This window comes from Lacinutrix sp. (assembly GCF_029238095.1).
In the GTDB taxonomy this organism is placed as follows: Bacteria; Bacteroidota; Bacteroidia; order Flavobacteriales; family Flavobacteriaceae; genus Lacinutrix.
This window is the reverse complement of sequence record NZ_JAQWGS010000027.1, coordinates 53,083-72,659: the sequence shown is the minus strand read 5'-3', so window position 1 is coordinate 72,659 and position 19,577 is coordinate 53,083. Positions and strand designations below refer to the sequence as shown.

The 19,577-nt window shown below is 30.4% G+C and carries 21 protein-coding genes and 1 pseudogene; 7 read left to right on the top strand and 15 right to left on the bottom strand.

Annotated elements, in window-relative coordinates; translation table 11 throughout:
• Positions 1-56 precede the first annotated feature (56 nt).
• The 4 genes from P8H50_RS09840 (at position 57) to P8H50_RS09825 (ending at position 2,295) form a co-directional block, all read left to right on the top strand.
• Positions 57-857 (top strand): class I SAM-dependent methyltransferase, encoded by an 801-nt coding sequence (locus tag P8H50_RS09840; protein WP_300208432.1) that lies wholly within the window; start codon positions 57-59, stop codon positions 855-857.
• 80 nt (positions 858-937) lie between these two features.
• Positions 938-1,267, top strand: a complete 330-nt coding sequence (locus tag P8H50_RS09835) for a hypothetical protein (RefSeq protein WP_300208430.1) — start codon at positions 938-940, stop codon at positions 1,265-1,267.
• A gap of 12 nt (positions 1,268-1,279) precedes the next feature.
• Entirely contained in the window at positions 1,280-1,624 is a 345-nt protein-coding gene (locus tag P8H50_RS09830; RefSeq protein WP_300208428.1) for a DUF481 domain-containing protein, read from the top strand.
• Positions 1,625-1,860: 236 nt separating this feature from the next.
• Entirely contained in the window at positions 1,861-2,295 is a 435-nt protein-coding gene (locus P8H50_RS09825; protein ID WP_300208426.1) for a hypothetical protein, read from the top strand.
• Between the two features lie 112 nt (positions 2,296-2,407).
• On the opposite strand, the gene msrA is transcribed toward P8H50_RS09825, so the two are convergent.
• The 3 genes from msrA to P8H50_RS09810 form a co-directional block, all read right to left on the bottom strand.
• Positions 2,408-3,073, bottom strand: a complete 666-nt coding sequence (gene msrA, locus P8H50_RS09820) for a peptide-methionine (S)-S-oxide reductase MsrA (protein WP_300208424.1) — start codon at positions 3,071-3,073, stop codon at positions 2,408-2,410.
• 124 nt (positions 3,074-3,197) lie between these two features.
• The gene (locus tag P8H50_RS09815; RefSeq protein WP_300208422.1) at positions 3,198-3,977 is read right to left on the bottom strand and encodes a C4-type zinc ribbon domain-containing protein; all 780 of its coding nucleotides are present in this window, start codon (positions 3,975-3,977) and stop codon (positions 3,198-3,200) included.
• A 3-nt stretch (positions 3,978-3,980) separates the two neighbouring features.
• Entirely contained in the window at positions 3,981-5,075 is a 1,095-nt protein-coding gene (locus P8H50_RS09810; protein ID WP_300208419.1) for a Nif3-like dinuclear metal center hexameric protein, read from the bottom strand.
• A 67-nt stretch (positions 5,076-5,142) separates the two neighbouring features.
• On the opposite strand from P8H50_RS09810, the gene lpxK reads away from it, so the two are divergent.
• Positions 5,143-6,141, top strand: coding sequence for a tetraacyldisaccharide 4'-kinase (gene lpxK, locus P8H50_RS09805; protein ID WP_300208417.1), 999 nt, complete (start codon positions 5,143-5,145; stop codon positions 6,139-6,141).
• Between the two features lies 1 nt (position 6,142).
• Here the strand turns inward: lpxK and P8H50_RS09800 are convergent, their stop codons facing one another.
• Genes P8H50_RS09800 through P8H50_RS09770 form a run of 7 tightly spaced genes read right to left on the bottom strand, consistent with a single transcriptional unit; the run spans position 6,143 to position 13,400 of the window.
• The gene (locus P8H50_RS09800; protein WP_300208415.1) at positions 6,143-8,365 is read right to left on the bottom strand and encodes an ATP-binding protein; all 2,223 of its coding nucleotides are present in this window, start codon (positions 8,363-8,365) and stop codon (positions 6,143-6,145) included.
• A 29-nt stretch (positions 8,366-8,394) separates the two neighbouring features.
• Positions 8,395-9,411, bottom strand: coding sequence for a type I glyceraldehyde-3-phosphate dehydrogenase (gene gap, locus P8H50_RS09795; protein WP_300208413.1), 1,017 nt, complete (start codon positions 9,409-9,411; stop codon positions 8,395-8,397).
• A 1-nt stretch (position 9,412) separates the two neighbouring features.
• Complete coding sequence (lipA, locus tag P8H50_RS09790; RefSeq protein ID WP_300208411.1) at positions 9,413-10,294, bottom strand: lipoyl synthase; 882 nt, start codon at positions 10,292-10,294, stop codon at positions 9,413-9,415.
• Between the two features lie 36 nt (positions 10,295-10,330).
• A complete protein-coding gene (locus P8H50_RS09785) occupies positions 10,331-11,542 on the bottom strand; it encodes a divalent metal cation transporter (RefSeq protein ID WP_300208408.1) in 1,212 nt (403 codons plus the stop codon).
• The gene (locus tag P8H50_RS09780) at positions 11,542-12,087 is read right to left on the bottom strand and encodes a sigma-70 family RNA polymerase sigma factor (protein ID WP_300208405.1); all 546 of its coding nucleotides are present in this window, start codon (positions 12,085-12,087) and stop codon (positions 11,542-11,544) included. Before P8H50_RS09780 ends, P8H50_RS09785 begins: the two co-directional genes overlap by 1 nt.
• Entirely contained in the window at positions 12,078-13,190 is a 1,113-nt protein-coding gene (locus P8H50_RS09775) for a glycosyltransferase (protein WP_300208402.1), read from the bottom strand. The genes P8H50_RS09780 and P8H50_RS09775 overlap by 10 nt, the downstream gene beginning before the upstream one ends.
• A 6-nt stretch (positions 13,191-13,196) precedes the next feature.
• Positions 13,197-13,400 (bottom strand): membrane or secreted protein, encoded by a 204-nt coding sequence (locus P8H50_RS09770; RefSeq protein WP_300208399.1) that lies wholly within the window; start codon positions 13,398-13,400, stop codon positions 13,197-13,199.
• A 201-nt stretch (positions 13,401-13,601) separates the two neighbouring features.
• Here P8H50_RS09770 and P8H50_RS09765 point away from each other — a divergent pair.
• Positions 13,602-13,973 (top strand): annotated as a pseudogene (locus P8H50_RS09765) (aquaporin); the annotation flags it as partial.
• Between the two features lie 61 nt (positions 13,974-14,034).
• On the opposite strand, the gene P8H50_RS09760 reads toward P8H50_RS09765, so the two are convergent.
• The 4 genes from P8H50_RS09760 to P8H50_RS09745 are packed head-to-tail and all read right to left on the bottom strand — an operon-like array spanning position 14,035 to position 17,630.
• Positions 14,035-14,832 (bottom strand): anti-sigma factor, encoded by a 798-nt coding sequence (locus P8H50_RS09760; RefSeq protein ID WP_300208396.1) that lies wholly within the window; start codon positions 14,830-14,832, stop codon positions 14,035-14,037.
• 11 nt (positions 14,833-14,843) lie between these two features.
• Positions 14,844-15,374 (bottom strand): sigma-70 family RNA polymerase sigma factor, encoded by a 531-nt coding sequence (locus P8H50_RS09755; protein WP_300208394.1) that lies wholly within the window; start codon positions 15,372-15,374, stop codon positions 14,844-14,846.
• 52 nt (positions 15,375-15,426) lie between these two features.
• The gene (murB, locus tag P8H50_RS09750) at positions 15,427-16,440 is read right to left on the bottom strand and encodes a UDP-N-acetylmuramate dehydrogenase (RefSeq protein ID WP_300208391.1); all 1,014 of its coding nucleotides are present in this window, start codon (positions 16,438-16,440) and stop codon (positions 15,427-15,429) included.
• The gene (locus tag P8H50_RS09745; protein WP_300208388.1) at positions 16,440-17,630 is read right to left on the bottom strand and encodes a pyridoxal phosphate-dependent aminotransferase; all 1,191 of its coding nucleotides are present in this window, start codon (positions 17,628-17,630) and stop codon (positions 16,440-16,442) included. The genes murB and P8H50_RS09745 overlap by 1 nt, the downstream gene beginning before the upstream one ends.
• A 75-nt stretch (positions 17,631-17,705) precedes the next feature.
• Between P8H50_RS09745 and P8H50_RS09740 the strand changes: the two genes are divergently transcribed.
• On the top strand, positions 17,706-19,040 hold the full coding sequence (locus P8H50_RS09740) for an aspartyl protease family protein (RefSeq protein WP_300208385.1): 1,335 nt from the start codon (positions 17,706-17,708) through the stop codon (positions 19,038-19,040).
• A 51-nt stretch (positions 19,041-19,091) separates the two neighbouring features.
• On the opposite strand, the gene P8H50_RS09735 is transcribed toward P8H50_RS09740, so the two are convergent.
• The gene (locus P8H50_RS09735; protein WP_300208382.1) at positions 19,092-19,520 is read right to left on the bottom strand and encodes a DUF1573 domain-containing protein; all 429 of its coding nucleotides are present in this window, start codon (positions 19,518-19,520) and stop codon (positions 19,092-19,094) included.
• Positions 19,521-19,577: the final 57 nt, after the last annotated feature.

Genomic DNA, 19,577 nt, shown 5'->3' with positions numbered 1-19,577 from the left:
AGTTTTCTTTCAAAGCTAAGAAATAATAATTAGTTTTGGTAAAATACCAAACAGTTATGAGCACAAATTCTCAATATTTTGAGGTAAATAAAGCAACTTGGAATACTAAAGTAAAAGTACATGCTAAAAGTGAGATGTATGCAATGGAAGCTTTTAAAAACGGTAAGACTTCCTTAATGCAGTATGAATTGGATGCTTTAGGAGATGTTAATGGTAAAACACTACTACATTTACAGTGTCATTTTGGTCAAGATACTTTAAGTTGGAGTAGGTTAGGAGCAAGATGTACTGGAGTAGATTTAAGCGATGAAGGTATCGCATTAGCAACACAATTAAACACAGAGTTGCAATTAGATGCTAATTTTGTTTGTTGTAATGTTTTAGACGCTTCAGCACATATAAAAGAAACCTTCGATATTGTTTATACCAGTTATGGTGTTATTGGTTGGTTACCAGATTTAAAGCCTTGGGGACAGATGATTGCCGAAAAACTGAACAAAGGAGGTGTTTTTTATATGGTTGAGTTTCACCCAATAGTTTGGATGTTCGATTACTTAGAAGGTAAACCCATTATGAAATACGGTTATATGCAAGATGAAGTGATTTATGAAGAATATGAAGGCACCTACGCTAACCAAGACTCTAAAATGGTAACTAAAGAATATGGATGGAATCATGGTTTAAGTGAAGTTATTAATGCTTTAACTGAAGCTGGATTACATATTGAGTATTTAAAGGAGCATGATGAAGCACCTTATAATGTTTTGCCAAATTTAATAGAAACTCCATCTGGAATGTATGTAACAAAAGACAAATTATATCCTTTAATTTTTGAACTAAAGGCAATAAAGTATTAGTTTAAACAATGAAAAAACGATTCTATTTTTGATTTATTTTCCCAATTGTACTGTTTGCCCAAATTAATGAGAGCGATACATTGAGCGTTAAAGCCAGTATGTCACTTACTGGTTTTTACCAACGCGGAAATGTAGAAACAGTAATATTTAGAGCAAAATCAGACTTTAGTTTTAAACCATGGAAAAAGTGGGTTTTTAAAAACCAGAACTCTTATGTATTTCAAGAATTTGGTAAAGAAAAAGCAGATGAAGATATTTTAAGTCTTAACTTTTTATATCTAAATCCAGAGCAAAAAATCTATCCTTTTGTTTTGGGTTTTGTTAGTACAAATTATAGAAGAGCAATAGATTTGCGTTACTTGTTTGGTGCTGGTGTAACATTCCAGATTCTTGAGAAAGAAAAAGATTAGCTTAAACTGTCTTTGTCTAGCGAATATGAGAATACTAACTTTTCTAATACAGACTTTAATTATAACAACTACGATGGTATGGAGTCTATAAACACCTTTAGAGGCACAATTTGGGTAAACGGTAAGTATTATTTATTTAAAGAAAAGTTGATTTTTAATCATGAAATTTATTTCCAACCTTCTTTAGCACAAAGTGATAACTTTCGTTGGCAAGGCGATGTTGGTTTGAAGTTTCCTGTATGGAAATTTTTAAATCTTAAAGTTAATTATAGGCACACTTTCGAGAGCCTTGTTATTGGAGATCAAAAACAAGAAGATCGTTTTTTAACTTTTGGTTTTACCTTAAAAAGTTTTTAAGCATATTTAGAACAAAAGATAAATTGTATCCATTAATTTTTAAGAGTATGGCTACTAATATTTAGATTTTTTAAATTTTTCTATAATCATTCTTTAAAAAGTGACTATATTTTAAAAACCAAAATTAGAACTTAAGCACTAACAGATAAATAATTACTTATTGTAAGTAAATAAAAACAAAACACATAATTAAAAATATAATTTATACTGCAGTTTTTCTAATAGGAATAATTCAAATGGGTTTTGCTCAAACAACGATTACTTCCGAAAAATATTTTTTTTCTTACGAAACAACTAAAAACATAGAATTATATGATACTGAATCAATTCGTGTTGTTGGTTATGAAAATAATGATTTGGCTGTAGATACAGAGATATTTTATCCAAGTGAGGTAGCTAGTGATTACTTTTTAGACCTATCTAAAACCACAAAAGTTATTGCTAGCCAATTATCTTTATATGAGGTTAAAACACCAAAAAAATTAAGAAATGTTGCTAAAGGCTATTATGTGAGAGCAACAGATATAGATGGTGATATTAGAACACCAGTTTTTGTTGTTGTTATGTATCATCCAGACAAAAGTATTATTTACGAAACAACCATATATTGTTATGATAAAGATATTGTTGAAGGCGAAAATATAGCAAAGAGTTTTAAATTGTTATACTAACAGTTTAATTTATTTAGAAAATAATTTTGATAGCTTAATCTTAATTATTTTTATTTAAAACCTTGGTTTATTAATCGTTAAACCACTATTACCCATTTTTACATTACTTTAATTAATGGTTTTTTTTCAAAATCTCAGGCATTTTTGCTTGAAAACGTTTTAATCTTGGTATTGAAACGCCTTGGATATACCTATTTTCTGGATGTAGTTTTTCGTAATTTTGATGATAGTCTTCTGCAACCCAAAACTTTTGGAATGGGTATACTTCTGCAGCAACAATCCTGTTAAGTTTACTCGCTAAATCTGCTTTTTTAGATTCGATAATTTTTTTCTGCGCTTCGTTTTGATATAAAATAATAGAACGGTATTGTGAGCCATTATCTGGACCTTGACCATTAACTTGCGTTGGATTTTGGGATGCAAAGTATACATCTACCAAGGTGTCGAAACTTACAATTTCTGGGTTGTAAATAATTTCTACAGCTTCTGCGTGTCCTGTTCTTCCAGTGTTGCTAGCTTCGTAAGTTGGATTTTTTGTATGTCCACCAGCATAACCACTAATAGATTCTTCTACTCCTTTTACGCTTTCGTAAATGGCTTCTACACACCAAAAGCAGCCACTAGCAAAGTAGGCTTTGGCCATTCCGTTTTCTATTGGAACTTCAACAGGTTTTGCATTTTTTATATTGTCTTGGATTGTTTTTAACTCTGTATTTTGGGCTGTATTTTTACAACTAAACATGACACTCACTAAAACTAATAGTATTAACTTTTTCATAGGTTTATTTTTCAATTTTCTACTGTAAAGTTAAGTAACCTTAATTTTAATTGTTTTAAAATTTTGCTAAAAAAAAGCCTTCATTTTTAATGAAGGCTTTGTTATGATTTTAAAAGAAAAAAAATTATAAGTTTTTAAACATTTTTTCCATTTTTGCTTGTTGTTCTTCAGCTAAAACTTCGTCTACTAAAATACGTCCAGAATGCTCATCTGTAATAATTTTTTTACGAGCTGCAATTTCCATTTGTACTTGAGGTGGAATAGTAAAGTAAGAACCGCCTGATGCACCTCTTTCGATTGGTACAACTGCTAAACCATTTTTTACATTTGTACGTATACGGTTGTATGCTTTAACAAGACGCTCTTCTATTTTTTTCTTGTAGTCCTCAGACTTTTTAATAAGAGCCTCTTCTTCTTTTTCAGTTTCAGCTAAAATAGCATTCAACTCACTTTTTTTATGCTTAAGGTGGTTTTCACGCTCTTTCGCATGTGCTCTTGTTTTGTCTGCAATCTCTTTCTTTTGCTCTATTTGAGCTCTAAACTCTCTAATGTGTTTTTCGGCAAGCTCTATCTCTAGTTCTTGGTACTCAACTTCTTTAGTAATCGAGTTGAATTCTCTGTTATTTCTAACATTTTTTTGCTGCTCGCTGTACTTTTTTATTAAAGTTTTAGCTTCTTCAATTAGATTTTTTTTGTCGCTAATTTGAGTATCGGTTGCTGCTAAATTCTCTTCAAGTTTTTCTAATCTTTTATTTAATCCAGCGACTTCGTCTTCTAAATCACTAACTTCTAAAGGTAGTTCTCCACGAACGTTTCTTATCTCATCGATTCTAGAATCGATTAATTGTAAATCGTATAAAGCTCTTAAACGTTGCTCAACACTTATTTCTTTACTCTTTGCCATACTTTAAAAATAGTTAACAGGATTGGTGTTTGTCTTTGATAAAACGACTGCAAAATTACTAATTTTTTTTGTAAGATGTGCAACTAAACCGTTTTTTGTGTACTGTTCGCTTTCATAATGTCCAATATCTGCCAAAATAATGGTGTTTTCGGCAGAGAAGAAGTCGTGGTATTTTAGGTCTGAAGTTACAAAAACATCAGCTTTTGCTGCTATTGCAGCTTTAATAGCAAAACTTCCTGAGCCTCCTAAAACGGCTACTTTTTGAATTTGTTTATTTGTAAATTTTGAATGGCGTATGCTTTTGGTTTTCATTGTAGTTTTCAAAAACTTAAAAAAATCATGTTCAGTCATTGGTTTTTTTAGAGTGCCAACCATTCCCATACCAATATTCTGGTTTTTGTTTTCTAAGGTTGTTATTTCGTAGGCAACTTCTTCGTAAGGATGGTTTTTAAATAATGTTTCTACTACTTTAGATTCTAGATGTTTAGCGAAAGTGACACTTATTTTTGTTTCATTTTCATAATGTGTTTTTCCTTTTTCACCAATAACAGGATTAGAATTTTCATTACCATTGTAACCGCCAATACCTTCTACATTAAAACTACAATTGCTGTAGTTTCCAATACTGCCAGCTCCAATGTTAAAAATGGCTGCTCTTAATTTGTCTGCCTCACTTTTTGGCACATAAGTAGTAAGTTTTTTTATGGTTTCTACTTGTGGTATTAATATTTTTCTATTTAATAATCCAAGTTGTTCGCAAATTATATAGTTTACACCTTTTATATGGTTATCTAACGCAGTATGAATGGCATAAATAGCAATATCGTTTTTTATAGCTTTTTGTACTGTGCGTTCTACATATGTTTTACCTGTAAGCTTCTTTAAACCTTTAAAAATAATAGGATGAAAACTTACAATTAGGTTACAGTTGTTTTCTATTGCTTCATCCACAACTTCTTCTAAAGTGTCTAAGGTTACTAATACACCTGTTAAACTAGCGTTTTTATCTCCTACTAGTAATCCTACATTATCGAAATCTTCTGCGTATGCTAAAGGCGCAAAGTCTTCGAGGTGGTTTATAACATCTTGAATAATCATTTTATTTGTATGAATTGATTTATAACAAATATAAAATTTTTACTTTCGTTATACTTAAACCTTACTAATGAAATTTATTAGAGTCTTATTATTCCCAATCGTGCCTATTTATTTTGGCATTACTTGGTTGCGTAATAGATTTTATGATTTAGGTCTATTTGCTTCTAAATCTTACCATTTTCCTGTGGTTTGTATTGGTAATATTAGTGCTGGTGGAACTGGAAAAACACCAATGGTTGAGTATTTAATTAGACTGTTACATAAAGATTATACTTTAGCGACATTAAGTAGAGGCTATGGCAGAAAGACTAAAGGTTTTTTGTTAGCTAACAATACATCTTCTGCCAAAACACTTGGAGATGAGCCGTTTCAGTTTTATAATAAATTTAAAAATGAAATAACCGTTGCTGTTGATGAAAATAGGCAAAATGGTATTTCTAAACTTAGAGCGTTAAAAAAACAACCCAATTTAATTTTATTAGATGATGCTTTTCAGCATAGAAAAGTTAAAGCGAAGCTTAATATTTTACTTACTACGTATTCTAATTTATATTGTTATGATTTGGTGTTACCAACAGGTAATTTACGTGAGCCAAAACAAGGTGCAAAACGTGCGCAAATAATAGTTGTTACTAAATGCCCAAGTGATTTGTCACAATCCCAAAAACAAACTATAGTATCTAAATTAAAGCCTAAAAATCACCAACATTTTTTTTTTAGCAGCATAAGTTACGCTAGAGAAGTTGTAGGTAAACAAAAAAATGTAGCATTACAAGATTTAAAAGATTTTACACTTGTAACTGGTATTGCTAATGCAAAACCTTTAACTGCATTTTTAAAAAAAGAAGGTTTAAGCTTTAACCATTTAGAATATGGTGATCATCATGATTTTTCTAAAAAAGAAATCGAGGTTATCTCTAAACATAAGCTTGTTGTAACCACAGAGAAGGATTATGTTAGACTTTTAGAAGAGCAGCAGTTAGGAGATAATTTATTCTATCTTCCCATTACAATTACTATAGATAACGCGCAAGTTTTTAACGAATTAGTGAACTCCAAAATTTAGTTTAAGCGTTTTCTTTAAATACGATTACATCAAATAATTTCTTTTCGAAATCTTCTTGCTTAAATGGTTTGCTAATAATATCGGTAAATTCTGCTTCGTCAAACTCTACCATTTTATCTTCTATTGTTACAGCAGTAAGTGCGTATATAGGAAGGTCTTTATTGAATTTTCTAATTATTTTTGTTGCCTCAATCCCGCTAATTCCTGGCATATGAATATCCATTAAAACAACACCGTAAGTATTAACTTTTACTTTTTCAATGGCATCTTCACCATTTTCTACAATGTCGCAATTAAGTTTCAGTTTGTTTAAAATCTTTTTAGTAATCATTTGGTTGATTTTGTTGTCTTCAACTAAAAGAATATTGATTTTACTTAAAACGTCTTCATTTAAGTCTTTAAAATAATTTATTTTTTCTTTTTCAATTGTTTCTTCTGCAAATTCAAAAGGTATTTCTATAAAGAAAGTCGTGCCTTTTCCAAGTTCGCTATCGAAGTATATTTTTCCATTAAGTATGTCTATTAAACCTTTTACAATAGAAAGTCCTAATCCAGTTCCACCATATTTTCTGTTAATTTGAATAGAGCCTTGAGAGAAGCTATCAAACATTTTTGCTTGCTTTTCTTTACTAATTCCTATACCATTGTCTTCAACTTCTATTTTTATGTTATAAATACCGTTAGTAACTTCTATTTTGTGCACTCTAACCCAAATATCTCCATCTTTTGTAAACTTTATTGAGTTTCCAATTAGGTTAATTAAAATTTGAGAGATTTTAAGCTGATCAGACAAATAATTGTGAGGTAGTTTTTTGTCGAATTCAAAATGTATTTTAACATTATTGCTGTTAGCTGAGTTATTTAAAGCAGAAATGACATTTTCAATTTTCTTTTTTAAATTAAAAACTTCTTTCTCGACTTCTACTTTATGAGCTTCAATTTTATTAATTTGAAGAATATCGTTAATAAAGGTTAAAAGGTAATCACCAGAAAATTTTAACGAGTTTAAATGTGGTATTTGTTCTGGTCTTGGATCTTCTTCTAAAAGCATATTTGTTAATCCGGTTACTGCGTATAATGGTGTTCGCAATTCGTGAGTTACAGTAGATAGAAAATTTGCTTTGGTTCTTGAAGCTAGCTCAGCTTTTTCTTTACTTTCAATAAGTTCGCTATTTTTATTTTGTAATATGAGATTAGATTTTAGTCTAATATTATTGTTTTTGTAAAGCGATAATGTTAGTAATGAGAGTATTGTAATTAAAGCAATTGTTAATTGATTAAAAGTACTCGTTTCAGAATCCTGTTCATTCTCTTGTTCTAACTCTGCATTAACTTGTTTTTGAGCGTTTAATTGATTTGTAATTTTAGATTCGTTAAATTTCTCAGTTAATAACAATTTATTTTTAGCTTCTAGTAATGAGTCTGTTAGTTTTATATGGGCTTTTAAATTTTTATTTGCAAGTTTATAATTCCCATCGCGTTCTTGTAAATTACTTAAGCTTAAATATCCATCATTAAGGTTGTCTGTAGCATTATTTTTCTTAGCAATTGCAATACCTTCTTCAATGTTTTTTTGTGCAGATTTAAGTGCGCCATTTTTAATTTGTACATCTCCTAAATGTATTAAGCTAATACTTAGTAAGTTATTTAAATTAAGTTTTTTAGATAAAGAAATGGCTTTTTTAAAGGTTATTTCGGCATTTTTATAATCTTTTAAAGCGAGGTAAGCTTCTCCTTTTTTTATAATAGTCTCAGTTTCTAGCTTTTGAAGATTTTCTAGACTAGAAAAGGTTTGTGCGGATTTATAGTGTTCTAAAGCTTCTTTTGGTTTTTTAATTTTGAGTAAAACATCACCAAGTGTTTTGTAGGTTTCTGCAACACTAGTATTGTCTTTTGTTATACGTTGAATTTGTATTGCTCTAGTGAGTGTTCTAATAGCTAGATTAGGCTCTTCTAACAGATGATGAATTTTTCCAAGATTATAATAAATAAGCCCTAAACTTTTTTTATTGTTTAGTATTTTAGCTTTATTAATAGCATTTTCTAAACTTATTTTTGCTTGTAAATAATTATAGTGTTCAATGTTTTTTTTAGCAAAAGACAGGTCTGCTTCTACTTCAGCCTGAATTACGGCTATCTCTTTTTGTGTTAGCTCTTCTTGAGCAAAGGTGGTTAATCCAAACAACAAAAAAAATATAAAAATAGTTTTCTGAAATGAATACATTATAGCGATGTTGACTATAACAAATATAATTATTTACTCGATAAAAGTGCTTTTTTTGTCGACAAATTGTTAATCAGGTCGATTATACGGCTAGAATAACCAGTTTCGTTATCGTACCAACCTATAATTTTAACCATGTTTCCAATAACAGAAGTCATTTGAGAATCGAAAATACAAGAGTTTGGGTTTCCCACAATATCAATAGATACAATTGGATCTTCTGTATATTCTAAAATGCCCTTGTATTTGTTTTTTGATGCTTTTTTAAAGGCATTATTAATTGCTTTAATAGTTGCAGGTTTTTTTACATTAAACGTAATATCTGTTAACGAGCCATTTGCAACAGGTACGCGAATACCACATCCACCAATAACATTTACTAATTCTGGAAAAATTTTTGTTAAAGCTTTTGCAGCTCCTGTAGTTGTGGGTACTATAGATTGTCCTGCAGCACGAGCGCGACGTAAGTCTCTGTGTGGTTGATCGTGTAAACTTTGATCTGTTGTGTATGAATGTACTGTTGTTATGTAAGCTTGATTGATTCCACAAAGTTTGTTAATAATAGCAATCATTGGTGCAGCATTATTAGTAGTACATGATGCATTAGAGATTATAGTTTCATTACTATCTAATATACCTTCGTTTGTTCCTAAAACAATAGTTTTAATCGCGTCATCTTCAGGCGGAACAGATAAAATAACACGTTTTGCTCCATTTTTTATATGAAACTCTAAATCTTTAGATGTTTTAAATTTCCCTGTCGCTTCAATAACAAAATCTGGAGTAAATGGTTCCCAATTTATAGTTTTAGGATGCTTTTCGTTTAAAAGGGTGATTTCATCTTTATTAACAAGAATACTATTTTCTTTATAAGATATTTTACCCTTAAAAACACCATGTATACTATCGTACTTTAATAGATGACTCAGTGTTTTTGCATCTGCTAGGTCATTTATTGCTATAACTTTAATGTTTTTGTGTTCTTGTAATAGTCTAAAAACACGACGTCCAATACGACCAAAACCGTTTATAGCAACAGTAATCATATTAATTTATATGTTTTTGAGCCTTGTAAGAAGAACGCACTAGTGCACTACTTTCTACATGACGGAAACCTAAATCTAAACCTATAGTTTCGTATTCTTTAAATTGCTCTGGAGTAATAAATTGTTTTACAGGTAAGTGTTTTTTACTAGGTTGAAGGTATTGACCAATAGTAACAACGTCTACGTTATTAGCACGTAAATCTTGTAATGTTTCTATAACCTCTTCGCGTGTTTCGCCTAAACCTAGCATAATACCAGATTTTGTTCTGCGCTGTCCTTGTTGTTTTAAGTATTTTAACACACCTAAACTACGCTCGTATTTTGCTTGGATTCTTACTTCTCTAGTTAATCGCTTAACGGTTTCTATATTATGAGACACTACTTCTGGCGCTACTTCTATAATTCTATCTATATGCTTTTCAATACCTTGAAAATCTGGAATTAAGGTTTCAAGAGTGGTTTCAGGATTCATTCTGCGAACCGATTTTACAGTTTCTGCCCACATTATGCTTCCCATATCTTTTAAATCATCTCTATCAACGCTAGTTAATACAGCATGTTTAATTTTCATGATTTTTATAGAGCGTGCAACTTTTTCAGGCTCATCCCAATCTACAGTTTCTGGTCTTCCAGTTTTTACACCGCAAAAGCCACATGAACGTGTACAAACATTACCTAAAATCATGAAAGTAGCAGTGCCTTCTCCCCAACATTCACCCATATTTGGGCAACTTCCAGAGGTGCAAATGGTATTTAATTTGTACTTGTCCACTAAGCCACGAAGTTCTGTGTACTTTTTTCCTGTAGGCAATTTTACACGCAACCATTTTGGTTTAGGCTGTCTTTCTTTAACTGATAATACTGAAGGAGTTTCCGTATTCATAAATTTTTCTTTCAAGTTACAAAGATACGAAGTATTCTATAAAATAGTAAGATACCAGACACTAAAACCAACTAGAAAAATAATTCCTAAAATGCTAAGTAAATGTAGTGGTTTAGATGGTCTCCACCTTTCTGGAGTGTGTTTACTGCTAACTAGAGCATAATTAATTATGGCATAAAAAGGAGCAGTAATAAATGAAAGAATAGTTGCTATTTTTATAAGTAAACCCATTTCTGATGCGAAAAAGAAAAAAATAAAAATTGTACCAAAGGTTAAGAGTAAAATCCAAAAGACATAACCAAGTTTTTGTTTTTTATTAGTTAATAATTCTAAAGTTCTATTCATTGCTCTTGGTGAAGCATCAAGTGTAGTAAGTGTTGTGCTAAACATGGTTGTAAAAGCTGCAATACCAATAATGACATAAGACCAATTTCCTAAACTGTTTGCATACATTATAATTAGTTGGTTTGAAAACACACCAGCTTTACTACTAAAAATCTCACCACTATTAAACATCACTAAAGCACCTAAAAGCAAGAAACCAATGCCTAGAAAGATTGCTGTAATGTAACCAATGTTAAAATCGAAGAGTGCTAATTTGGGAGTTATATTTTTAGTGTTTTTTTCTTTTTCTACTGTCCAAAGTGAATGCCATACAGAAATATCTAAAGGTGCTGGCATCCATCCCATAAAGGCAATTAAAAACCCAATTTCTAGACTTTCTTTTGGTAAAATTTGAATAAGAGATAAATGATTATTCGTTTTAGTAAAAGCTAAAATAACAGCTAGAATTGTGCTTATAGTTAGTGTAACAATGATAGTTTTCATTAATCGATCTAGAAGTTTATACTTACCAAAAAATAGAATGGCTAGACAAATAAAAAGAATAATTATAGTCCATAGCTTTATAGAAATAAAATCTCCAAATAAAGTTGAAGCTAAACCTGCCGTTACTATAGTTACTGCTGTTTGAATAGTAAACATAGTTGCAAATGTGAGTGCAAAATAAGTAATAAGTACGCCTTTGCTTAACCTTTTATAACCTTCTAAAAGACTTTCTCCAGTTGCAGATGCATAACGTGGTCCATATTGAAAGAATGGATATTTAAAAACGTTAACTAAAACTAAAGCCCAAAGCAAACTTAATCCAAAATCTGCTCCAGCTCTTGTGGATTGAACTAAATGCGATACTCCAATTGCAGCACCTGCAAATAATAAACCAGGACCGAGTTTTTTTAATGAGAGCATTACTTTTTAATAATTTCTGCTAATAATTTTTTAGCACGAAGCAATTTTACTTTTATATTATTCATGGGTTCGTTTAACTCTTGACTAATTTCGTTATAGCTTAGTTCTTGAAAATAACGTAAATTAATTACCTCTTGATAATTTGGTTTTAGTTTTTTTATATCACGTAGTAACTTTGCTAAATTTTGTTCTGTAATTAATTTGTCTTCAGGTGAAGGAGAGTCGTCTAGTAAACGATACACTTTGTCATCTTCATGATCTGTTATTTTAGAATTAATAGAGCTTTTTTCTTTCCTATGTAAATCTATTTGAATGTTTTTAGATATGGTAATTAGCCATGTTTTAAAAGCATATTTTTCGTCGTACTTATCAATTTTATCGAAGGCTTTAGAAAAGGTTTGAATAGTAATATCCTCAGCATCATATTCATTAGTAACACGCTTTAACTGATAGCCATACACATAATCCCAAAATTCGTCCAATAAAAAATTGAAGGCTTTTTGGTTATTTTTCTTTGCTTTTGCAATGGCTTCTTCTACTTCCAATAGTTTGGTTTTGAAATAAGATTTGCTATAAATATAGTTAATTGAAAACCAATTAAAAACAGTTCGAGAAAAGGAAGTAAATAAAGCACATCGGTTTCGTTTAATTTTTTTGCTGAAAAGCCAACTGCTAAATATTGAATAATTAATCTAAAAATGATTAGAGATGCTACAAATTGCCAGTAAAAAAAGAAAATTAATAAAGTAATTGAAAGCACCCAAAATAACACTTGAGTAATGTAAAATAGAGCTAAAATGGATTTGTGTTTAAATTGATAGCGATTGGCAGTTGAGACATGTCTTCGTTTTTGACGAAACCATTTATTATATGTGGTTTTAGGATTAGAAGTTGTAAAACTTTCTTTTGTAAAGCAAATTGCTGTATTTCCGGAATGTGCAGCTTCGTTAATAAACAAATCGTCATCACCAGAACGCACATCTATATGTTTAATAAATCCATTAGTTTTAAAAAATTCTTCTCTACTGTAGGCTAGGTTTCTTCCAACTCCCATAAAAGGCATCCCTAATTTTGCTAAAGAAAAGTATTGAATAGCAGTTAATAAAGTTTCGTAGCGAATTAACTTATTAAGGAAAGAGTTTTTAATTTTATGGTAAGCACCATAACCTAAGACTATGGTTTTTTCGTTTGTAAATCGAGCAACCATTTCGCTAATCCATTGATTAGAAATAGGCTCGCAATCTGCATCTGTAAACAATAAGTGGTTGTGTTTTGCTGCTTTTATACCTAAAGTTAATGCGTATTTTTTATTTGCCCAAAAAGCTTCAATGTTTTTAACATTAATAATTTTTGTGTTCGCGTGTTTTGCAGCAAATGATTCCATGACCTCTAATGTCTCGTCTATTGAGGCATCATTTATTAAAACAACTTCAAAATTAGAATAGTTTTGTTTAAATATTGAAGGCAAAAACTGTTTTAGGTTATCTGCTTCATTTTTTGCACAGATTAATACAGATACTGGAAGGTTTTTAAAAGGTTTCTTATCTAATTTTATAAATGCAAAACTTCCAAAAAGTACTCCATAGTAAATAACTTGAATAAATACTACAACCACGAAGCTGTAGAAAATAACGTCAAGTAAATTCATAAAATATTATGAATGTTGTGTTTCGTTGCAGTTCTCGAACTGGTCTGAAGTTTTACCGCAGAAACCACAAGATTCACCTTCTTTATTTAACATAGGATTCTGACTTGCACATGTTCCAGCAAATTTACCATCTTTTTTTGCCCATATTTTAATGGCAATTCCTCCAACAGCTATAGCTAACAAAGCTAAAGTAAGTAAAAAAAATTTCACGTTAATTTGTTTAAGATATTATAATACAAAGATAATAGTTTTATATCAATGTTGCTTAATGTGTAATCTATATTCCATTTAACTAATTTTTTTGCATTTAATCAATTTTATTGAAATTTTAGTTAATTAATCATAGTGTAATTGTTAAAAAAGAGAGTAATCTTATTAAATTGAAGTCATAACTTTAAATTAATTATTATTATGAAAAAACTATTAGCAGAATTTATTGGTACTTTCTGGTTAGTACTTGGTGGTTGTGGTAGTGCAGTATTAGCTGCAGGTGTTGCAGATGTAGGTATTGGACTTGTAGGAGTCTCACTAGCATTTGGACTTACGGTTCTTACAGGAGCTTATGCTTTAGGCCATATTTCGGGTGGTCATTTTAATCCAGCAGTTTCTATTGGACTATTTATGGGAGGACGATTTAATAGTAAAGAATTGCCTGGATATATTATAGCTCAAGTATTGGGTGGAGCAGTTGGCGCAGCAGTATTGTATTTAATTGTAAGTAGTGCTAAAGGTTTTAGTGGTATTGAGACTTATCCAGGTGCTTTTGCAACTAATTTTTACGATGCTAATGTTTACGGTGTAAACTTTGGAATGGTAGGCGCTTTTTTTTATTCTCAATAAAGTTTTATTCTCCAATTTTTAACTCTATTTCTGCTACAGGAGTGTCTGTGGTGTTTTTGTTAGGTTTAACGCCTTTCTGTTCAATGGTAATACTTAAGCCAAGTGCATCTTTGGTATAAGGAATTTGTTGCAATCGTCTGTCTGAAGGACTTAATATTCCTAAATTAACTTGCTTATCTTGTAACTCTGCCCAAATTTGATACTCTTGATCTTTTGGTAAAATTGGTAAAGAAACCACATCTATTAAAGATGTTTTTTCTTTAGGATTGATGTACGCTATAGTCTTCAAATTTTTGGCTCGACCATTACCATTTAAAATGTATTTTTCGGTTTCAGGATTATTTAATCTTGAAAATTCTTCAGATAATGCCTCAAGTTTTAAGTTGTTTTCGTCAATATCGCTTCTTAAATCATAGAGTTCATCAACAATTACTTGGTTTTCATCTAATAAATCTTGATTTTGAACAAAAAAGTAGAGCGAACTTCCAGCAAAAATTAATGTCGCTATGCTAGCAGCAATACCAAAAATAAACCACGATTTGTTTGGTTTGGTTTTTAGAGTCATTACTGGTTTATTATCCAATGTTTCTAAAATTGAACCTAGTAAATGTATAGGAGCCTCTTCTGCATTTGCAAAAGCAACTAATTCTAATTTATTTTCAAGTGTATGGTAGGCTTCTTTTACTTCAGGAAAAGTATTAATATAGTGTTCTACCTCAAGGTTTTCTTGAGAATTGGTTAGACCTGTTAGATATCTTTCTAACAAATCAGATTTTAAAAATGTGTCTTTATTAACAGTCATCACATTAGTTGTTAAGGATTGTAAATTTTTTTTAGTTCACGCAACCCTATTTTTAATCTAGATTTAATGGTTCCTAAAGGAATATTTAACGCTTCGCAAGCTTCCTGTTGAGTCATACCTTCAAAAAACAGCGCATTTAAAACTACCTGATATTTTAATTCTAAACTACTCAAGTGCTTTTTTATGTCTAAAGTGTCTTGATTTAAACTATTGGTTGTTAGTTTATATACGTTAGAATCTTCAATTTGGACTTCTTTAGTAGTTTTGTTCTTTAAAGCGCGTACTTTGTCTATTGCAGAATTATAAAAAATACGATACAACCATGTAAATAGTTTGGCTTTAGAAGGGTCGTATGTTTTTCCTTTTTTCCAGACTTTTATAAAACTTTCCTGTAGCACATCATGTGCAACATCGTTATCTTTTATTACTTTTTTAATGACACTTAAAAGCGCACCAGAATAATGCTCGTATAAAAGCGAAATGGCTTTTTTATCTCCATTTTGTAGTAACGTTATTATGTCTTGTTCTGTTGAAGTGCTCAAGTTTTGTTATTGTCTTTTGTTAGGTTAACTTTTGGAATGTAAACTTATTGTATTAAAGAATATTTACTTCGGCTTCAATTTCAATATTAAAGATACGATAAATTGTTTTTTGAATTAATTTTGAAAGCGCCAAGATGTCCTCACCTTTAGCACCACCATAATTTACTAAAACAAGGGCTTGCTTCTTATGCACACCATAATTACCAAAGGTTTTACCTTTAAAACCTGCGGTTTCAATAAGCCAGCCTGCAGGAACTTTAACTTCTTTTTGAGACACAAGATAGCTAGGTGCTTCAGGAAAATTTAATTTTAATTTTTCGAAAGCTTCTATTGAAATTACTGGATTTTTAAAGAAACTCCCACTATTACCAATTTCTTTTGGGTCTGGAAGTTTACTTTGTCTTATGGTTATAACTGCTTGAGAAACATCTTTAATAGTAGGTTCTCTTATGGCCATGGTTTCAAGCTGTGCAGCAATAGCTCCATAATTGGTGTGTAATTGATGCTTGGTTTTTGAGAGTTTAAAAGAAACACTTGTAATTATGTATTTGCCTTTTAATTCATTTTTAAAAACGGAATGTCTGTATCCAAAATTACAATCTTTATTTTTAAAAACCTCAATCTTTAGAGTCTCTAAATTTAATGCTTCACAAGACTCAAAGTGGTCTTTTAGCTCTACACCATAAGCTCCTATATTTTGTATTGGAGAAGTGCCAACATTTCCAGGTATTAAAGACATGTTTTCTAAGCCACCATAGTTGTTTTCTATACACCAAAGTACAAATTCGTGCCAGTTTTCTCCAGCATTTGCTTTAACTATAACGTTTTTATCGTTGGCTTTAATTAATGAAACGCCTTTTAAGTTAATATGTATTACTAGTGCTTGAATATCCTTGGTTAAAAGCATATTGCTTCCTCCTCCAAGAATTAATTTGTTTGGATAGTCTTTAAGCTTTAAGACTTCTATTAACTGGTCTAAAGTGGTAACCGAAATAAAATGTTTTGCTTTTACATCGATACCAAAAGTATTGTGGCTTTTTAGAGATATGTTATGTTGAATAAGCACTAATCTTTATATACTTTTAAAGCTTCTTTAAGTATGTTTACAGATTTTATTAAACTTTGTTTGTTTAGTACGTAAGCAATTCTAATTTGATTTAAACCTACTCCAGGAGTTGAGTAAAATCCTGCTGCTGGAGCAACCATTACTGTTTCTCCATCGACGTCAAAATCTTCTAAAAGCCATTGTGCAAAAGCATCACTGTTTTTAACTGGTAGTTCGGCTATACAATAAAAGGCACCCTTTGGATTTGCAACTTTTAAGCCTTCTATTTTATTTAATTCTGAAATTAAAGTATTTCTTCGTTCTACATATTCCTCTATAACGTCGTCAAAATAACTTTGCGGTGTATCTAAAGCTGCTTCACTTGCAATTTGAGCTAGTGTTGGTGGACTTAATCTTGCTTGAGCAAACTTTAAAGCGGTTTGTATTACTTCTTTATTTTTAGAAACTAGACAACCAATTCTTGCGCCACACATGCTGTAACGTTTAGAAACAGAGTCTATTACAATAGCATAATCTTCTAACCCTTCTTCTTGTAAAATAGAGTAATGTTTGGCGCCATCGTATGCAAACTCTCTATAAACTTCGTCTGCAATTAAAAATAAATTGTGTTTTTTTACAATGGCAGCTAATTTTTTTATTTCTTCTTTTGAATACAGATAACCTGTTGGGTTTCCAGGATTACATATTAAAATACCTTTTGTTTTTGGTGTAATTAACTTTTCAAATTCTTCAATTGGAGGTAATGCAAAATTATCTTCAATTTTAGAAATAACTGGTACAACTTTTACACCAGATGCAGTTGAAAAACCATTATAATTTGCGTAAAAAGGCTCAGGAATAATAATCTCATCATCAACATCCATAATACTACCAAAAGCAAATAATAAAGCTTCGCTTCCTCCTGTAGTTACTATTATATCGTCATGCTTAACATGGATGTTATTTTTAGCATAATATTTAGCAATTTTTTGTCTGTATTGTTCAGAACCCTCAGATCTTGTATAGGCTAAAATATCTAGAGAGTGAATTTTTACAGCATCTAAGGCTATTTGAGGTGTTTTTATATCTGGCTGTCCAATGTTTAAATGATAAACTGTTTTACCTTGTTTATAAGCTTTTTCAGCAAACGGAACTAGCTTTCTTATTGGCGATTGAGGCATAGATTGCCCTTTTTTAGAAATCGATGGCATAAAATATATTTTAGATAACAAAGTTGCAAAAAAAAAGTCTAATCTGTGTTATTAAATTTCTTAACTTCATGAACAATGAAAATAAAAATCACATTATTTTTTCTCTTTTTGTCTTTGCTTTCTGTTGCACAAGGCAAGTATATTGTAAATAATAAAAAAGGAGTCGATAAAATTAGTTTTAAACTGCTTAATAATGTTATAGTCATTCCAGTTGAAGTTAATGGTGTCGCTCTTTCTTTTCTACTAGATTCTGGAGTTAGTAAGCCAATTGTGTTTAACTTTCTAAAGGCATCAGATTCTTTAGAGATTTTAAATGCTGAAACTATTTATTTAAAAGGGCTAGGTAATAATGGGAAGGTTCCTGCATTAAAATCTTCTGGAAATACTTTTAAAATAGGAGATGTTACAAATTATAATCAAGATTTTTACGTGATTTTTGATTCTACAATAAATTTTGCACCTAAATTAGGAATCCCAATTCATGGTATTATAGGTTTTGATTTATTTAGAGATTTAGTGGTAGATATTAACTATAATAGTAAGCAAATAAAACTAATCTCTCCAGAAAAGTATAAATACAAAACATGTAAAGCTTGTGAGACTTTTGCGCTAGAGTTTTATAATAATAAGCCTTATTTTAATGTTTCAGTTGCTATTAAAGATAAAAACATTCCTGTAAAATTATTAATAGATTCTGGTAGTAGTGATGCACTATGGCTTTTTGAAAATGATAGTTTAGGCATAGTAATAAAAGATAATTATTTCGACGATTTTTTAGGCTATGGTTTAAGTGGTAGTGTTCATGGTAAACGTTCTAAACTAAAAGCTTTTAGTTTAAAGTCTTTTGTTTTACGAAAGCCTTTGGTTGCTTATCCAGACTCAACATATACATCTGTTTTAAGAAAAATTAAAGGTAGAAATGGTAGTATTGGAGGCGAAATATTAAAACGGTTTAATATCATTATGGATTACACTAACGCAAGAATTATTTTAAAACGGAACTCTAATTTTAAAAACAAATTTATTTATAATAAAAGTGGGCTAGAAGTAGAGAATGAAGGTATAAGATTGGTTACAGAATATGAACCTAATACTATGTCAAATACAAGTAAAGATAATAAGAGTTCGAATACAATAAATGTTCAAGCTGTTTATACCAATACTAGAAAATTTGTAGTTAAGAAAGCCTATACTATTTCTTTTGTGAGACCTAATTCTCCAGCAGCTCGTGTTGGGCTTCAAAAAGGAGATGTTATATTAAAAATTAACGGTAATGATACCATAAAGTACACTTTACAAGAGTTAATTTATAAGTTTTATGATAAAGAAGGAAAGCGTATAACTATGGAAGTTGAAAGATTTGGAAAAAGAATAAAAGTTACTTTTAGTCTTGAGTCCCTAATAAACTAAAAAGCCTAAAACATATGTTTTAGGCTTTTTGTGTAAATATAAAAATGTGTACTACTGTTCCATTACACTTTTACCTTTTGTTTTTTCAAGAACACTTGCTTTAGAAGGATCAATAACCTCTCCTTTAATTTTAAGTGTAACAGTTGGTGTATTGGCATTAGATAATACTGTAATTGTTTTTCTAATTGGCATAACACGGTTAGTATCATATTTAACCTCAATTTCACCAGTTTTCCCTGGCATTATAGGAGCTTCAGGTTTTTTAGGTACAGTACATCCACAACTTGAACTCACTTTAGATACAATTAATGGCGCATCACCTGTGTTTGTAAACTCAAAAGTTCTTAAGCCATTTGCTCCTTTTTCAATCGTACCATAATCAATCGTTGTTTCTTTAAACTCAATTTTTGCTACTTTATCTTGGGCATTAATTGAGAAACTAATTAATCCGACAAATAATAATGTTATTAATTTTTTCATCATATTTATTTTAAGTGTTTGTAAATTTAACTCCTTTTTATGCGTTCTGCAAAATTA

What these genes read in the sequence shown, in the direction of transcription:
- P8H50_RS09740 (WP_300208385.1), top strand. Translation starts at nt 17,706, where the DNA reads ATGAAAATAAAAATCACATTATTTTTTCTCTTTTTGTCTTTGCTTTCT.
- P8H50_RS09760 (WP_300208396.1), bottom strand. Translation starts at nt 14,832, where the DNA reads ATGACTGTTAATAAAGACACATTTTTAAAATCTGATTTGTTAGAAAGA.
- lipA (WP_300208411.1), bottom strand. Translation starts at nt 10,294, where the DNA reads ATGAATACGGAAACTCCTTCAGTATTATCAGTTAAAGAAAGACAGCCT.
- P8H50_RS09810 (WP_300208419.1), bottom strand. Translation starts at nt 5,075, where the DNA reads ATGATTATTCAAGATGTTATAAACCACCTCGAAGACTTTGCGCCTTTA.
- P8H50_RS09815 (WP_300208422.1), bottom strand. Translation starts at nt 3,977, where the DNA reads ATGGCAAAGAGTAAAGAAATAAGTGTTGAGCAACGTTTAAGAGCTTTA.
- P8H50_RS09775 (WP_300208402.1), bottom strand. Translation starts at nt 13,190, where the DNA reads ATGAATTTACTTGACGTTATTTTCTACAGCTTCGTGGTTGTAGTATTT.
- P8H50_RS09785 (WP_300208408.1), bottom strand. Translation starts at nt 11,542, where the DNA reads ATGCTCTCATTAAAAAAACTCGGTCCTGGTTTATTATTTGCAGGTGCT.
- P8H50_RS09745 (WP_300208388.1), bottom strand. Translation starts at nt 17,630, where the DNA reads ATGCCATCGATTTCTAAAAAAGGGCAATCTATGCCTCAATCGCCAATA.
- lpxK (WP_300208417.1), top strand. Translation starts at nt 5,143, where the DNA reads ATGAAATTTATTAGAGTCTTATTATTCCCAATCGTGCCTATTTATTTT.
- P8H50_RS09800 (WP_300208415.1), bottom strand. Translation starts at nt 8,365, where the DNA reads ATGTATTCATTTCAGAAAACTATTTTTATATTTTTTTTGTTGTTTGGA.
- P8H50_RS09735 (WP_300208382.1), bottom strand. Translation starts at nt 19,520, where the DNA reads ATGAAAAAATTAATAACATTATTATTTGTCGGATTAATTAGTTTCTCA.
- gap (WP_300208413.1), bottom strand. Translation starts at nt 9,411, where the DNA reads ATGATTACTGTTGCTATAAACGGTTTTGGTCGTATTGGACGTCGTGTT.
- msrA (WP_300208424.1), bottom strand. Translation starts at nt 3,073, where the DNA reads ATGAAAAAGTTAATACTATTAGTTTTAGTGAGTGTCATGTTTAGTTGT.
- P8H50_RS09840 (WP_300208432.1), top strand. Translation starts at nt 57, where the DNA reads ATGAGCACAAATTCTCAATATTTTGAGGTAAATAAAGCAACTTGGAAT.
- P8H50_RS09825 (WP_300208426.1), top strand. Translation starts at nt 1,861, where the DNA reads ATGGGTTTTGCTCAAACAACGATTACTTCCGAAAAATATTTTTTTTCT.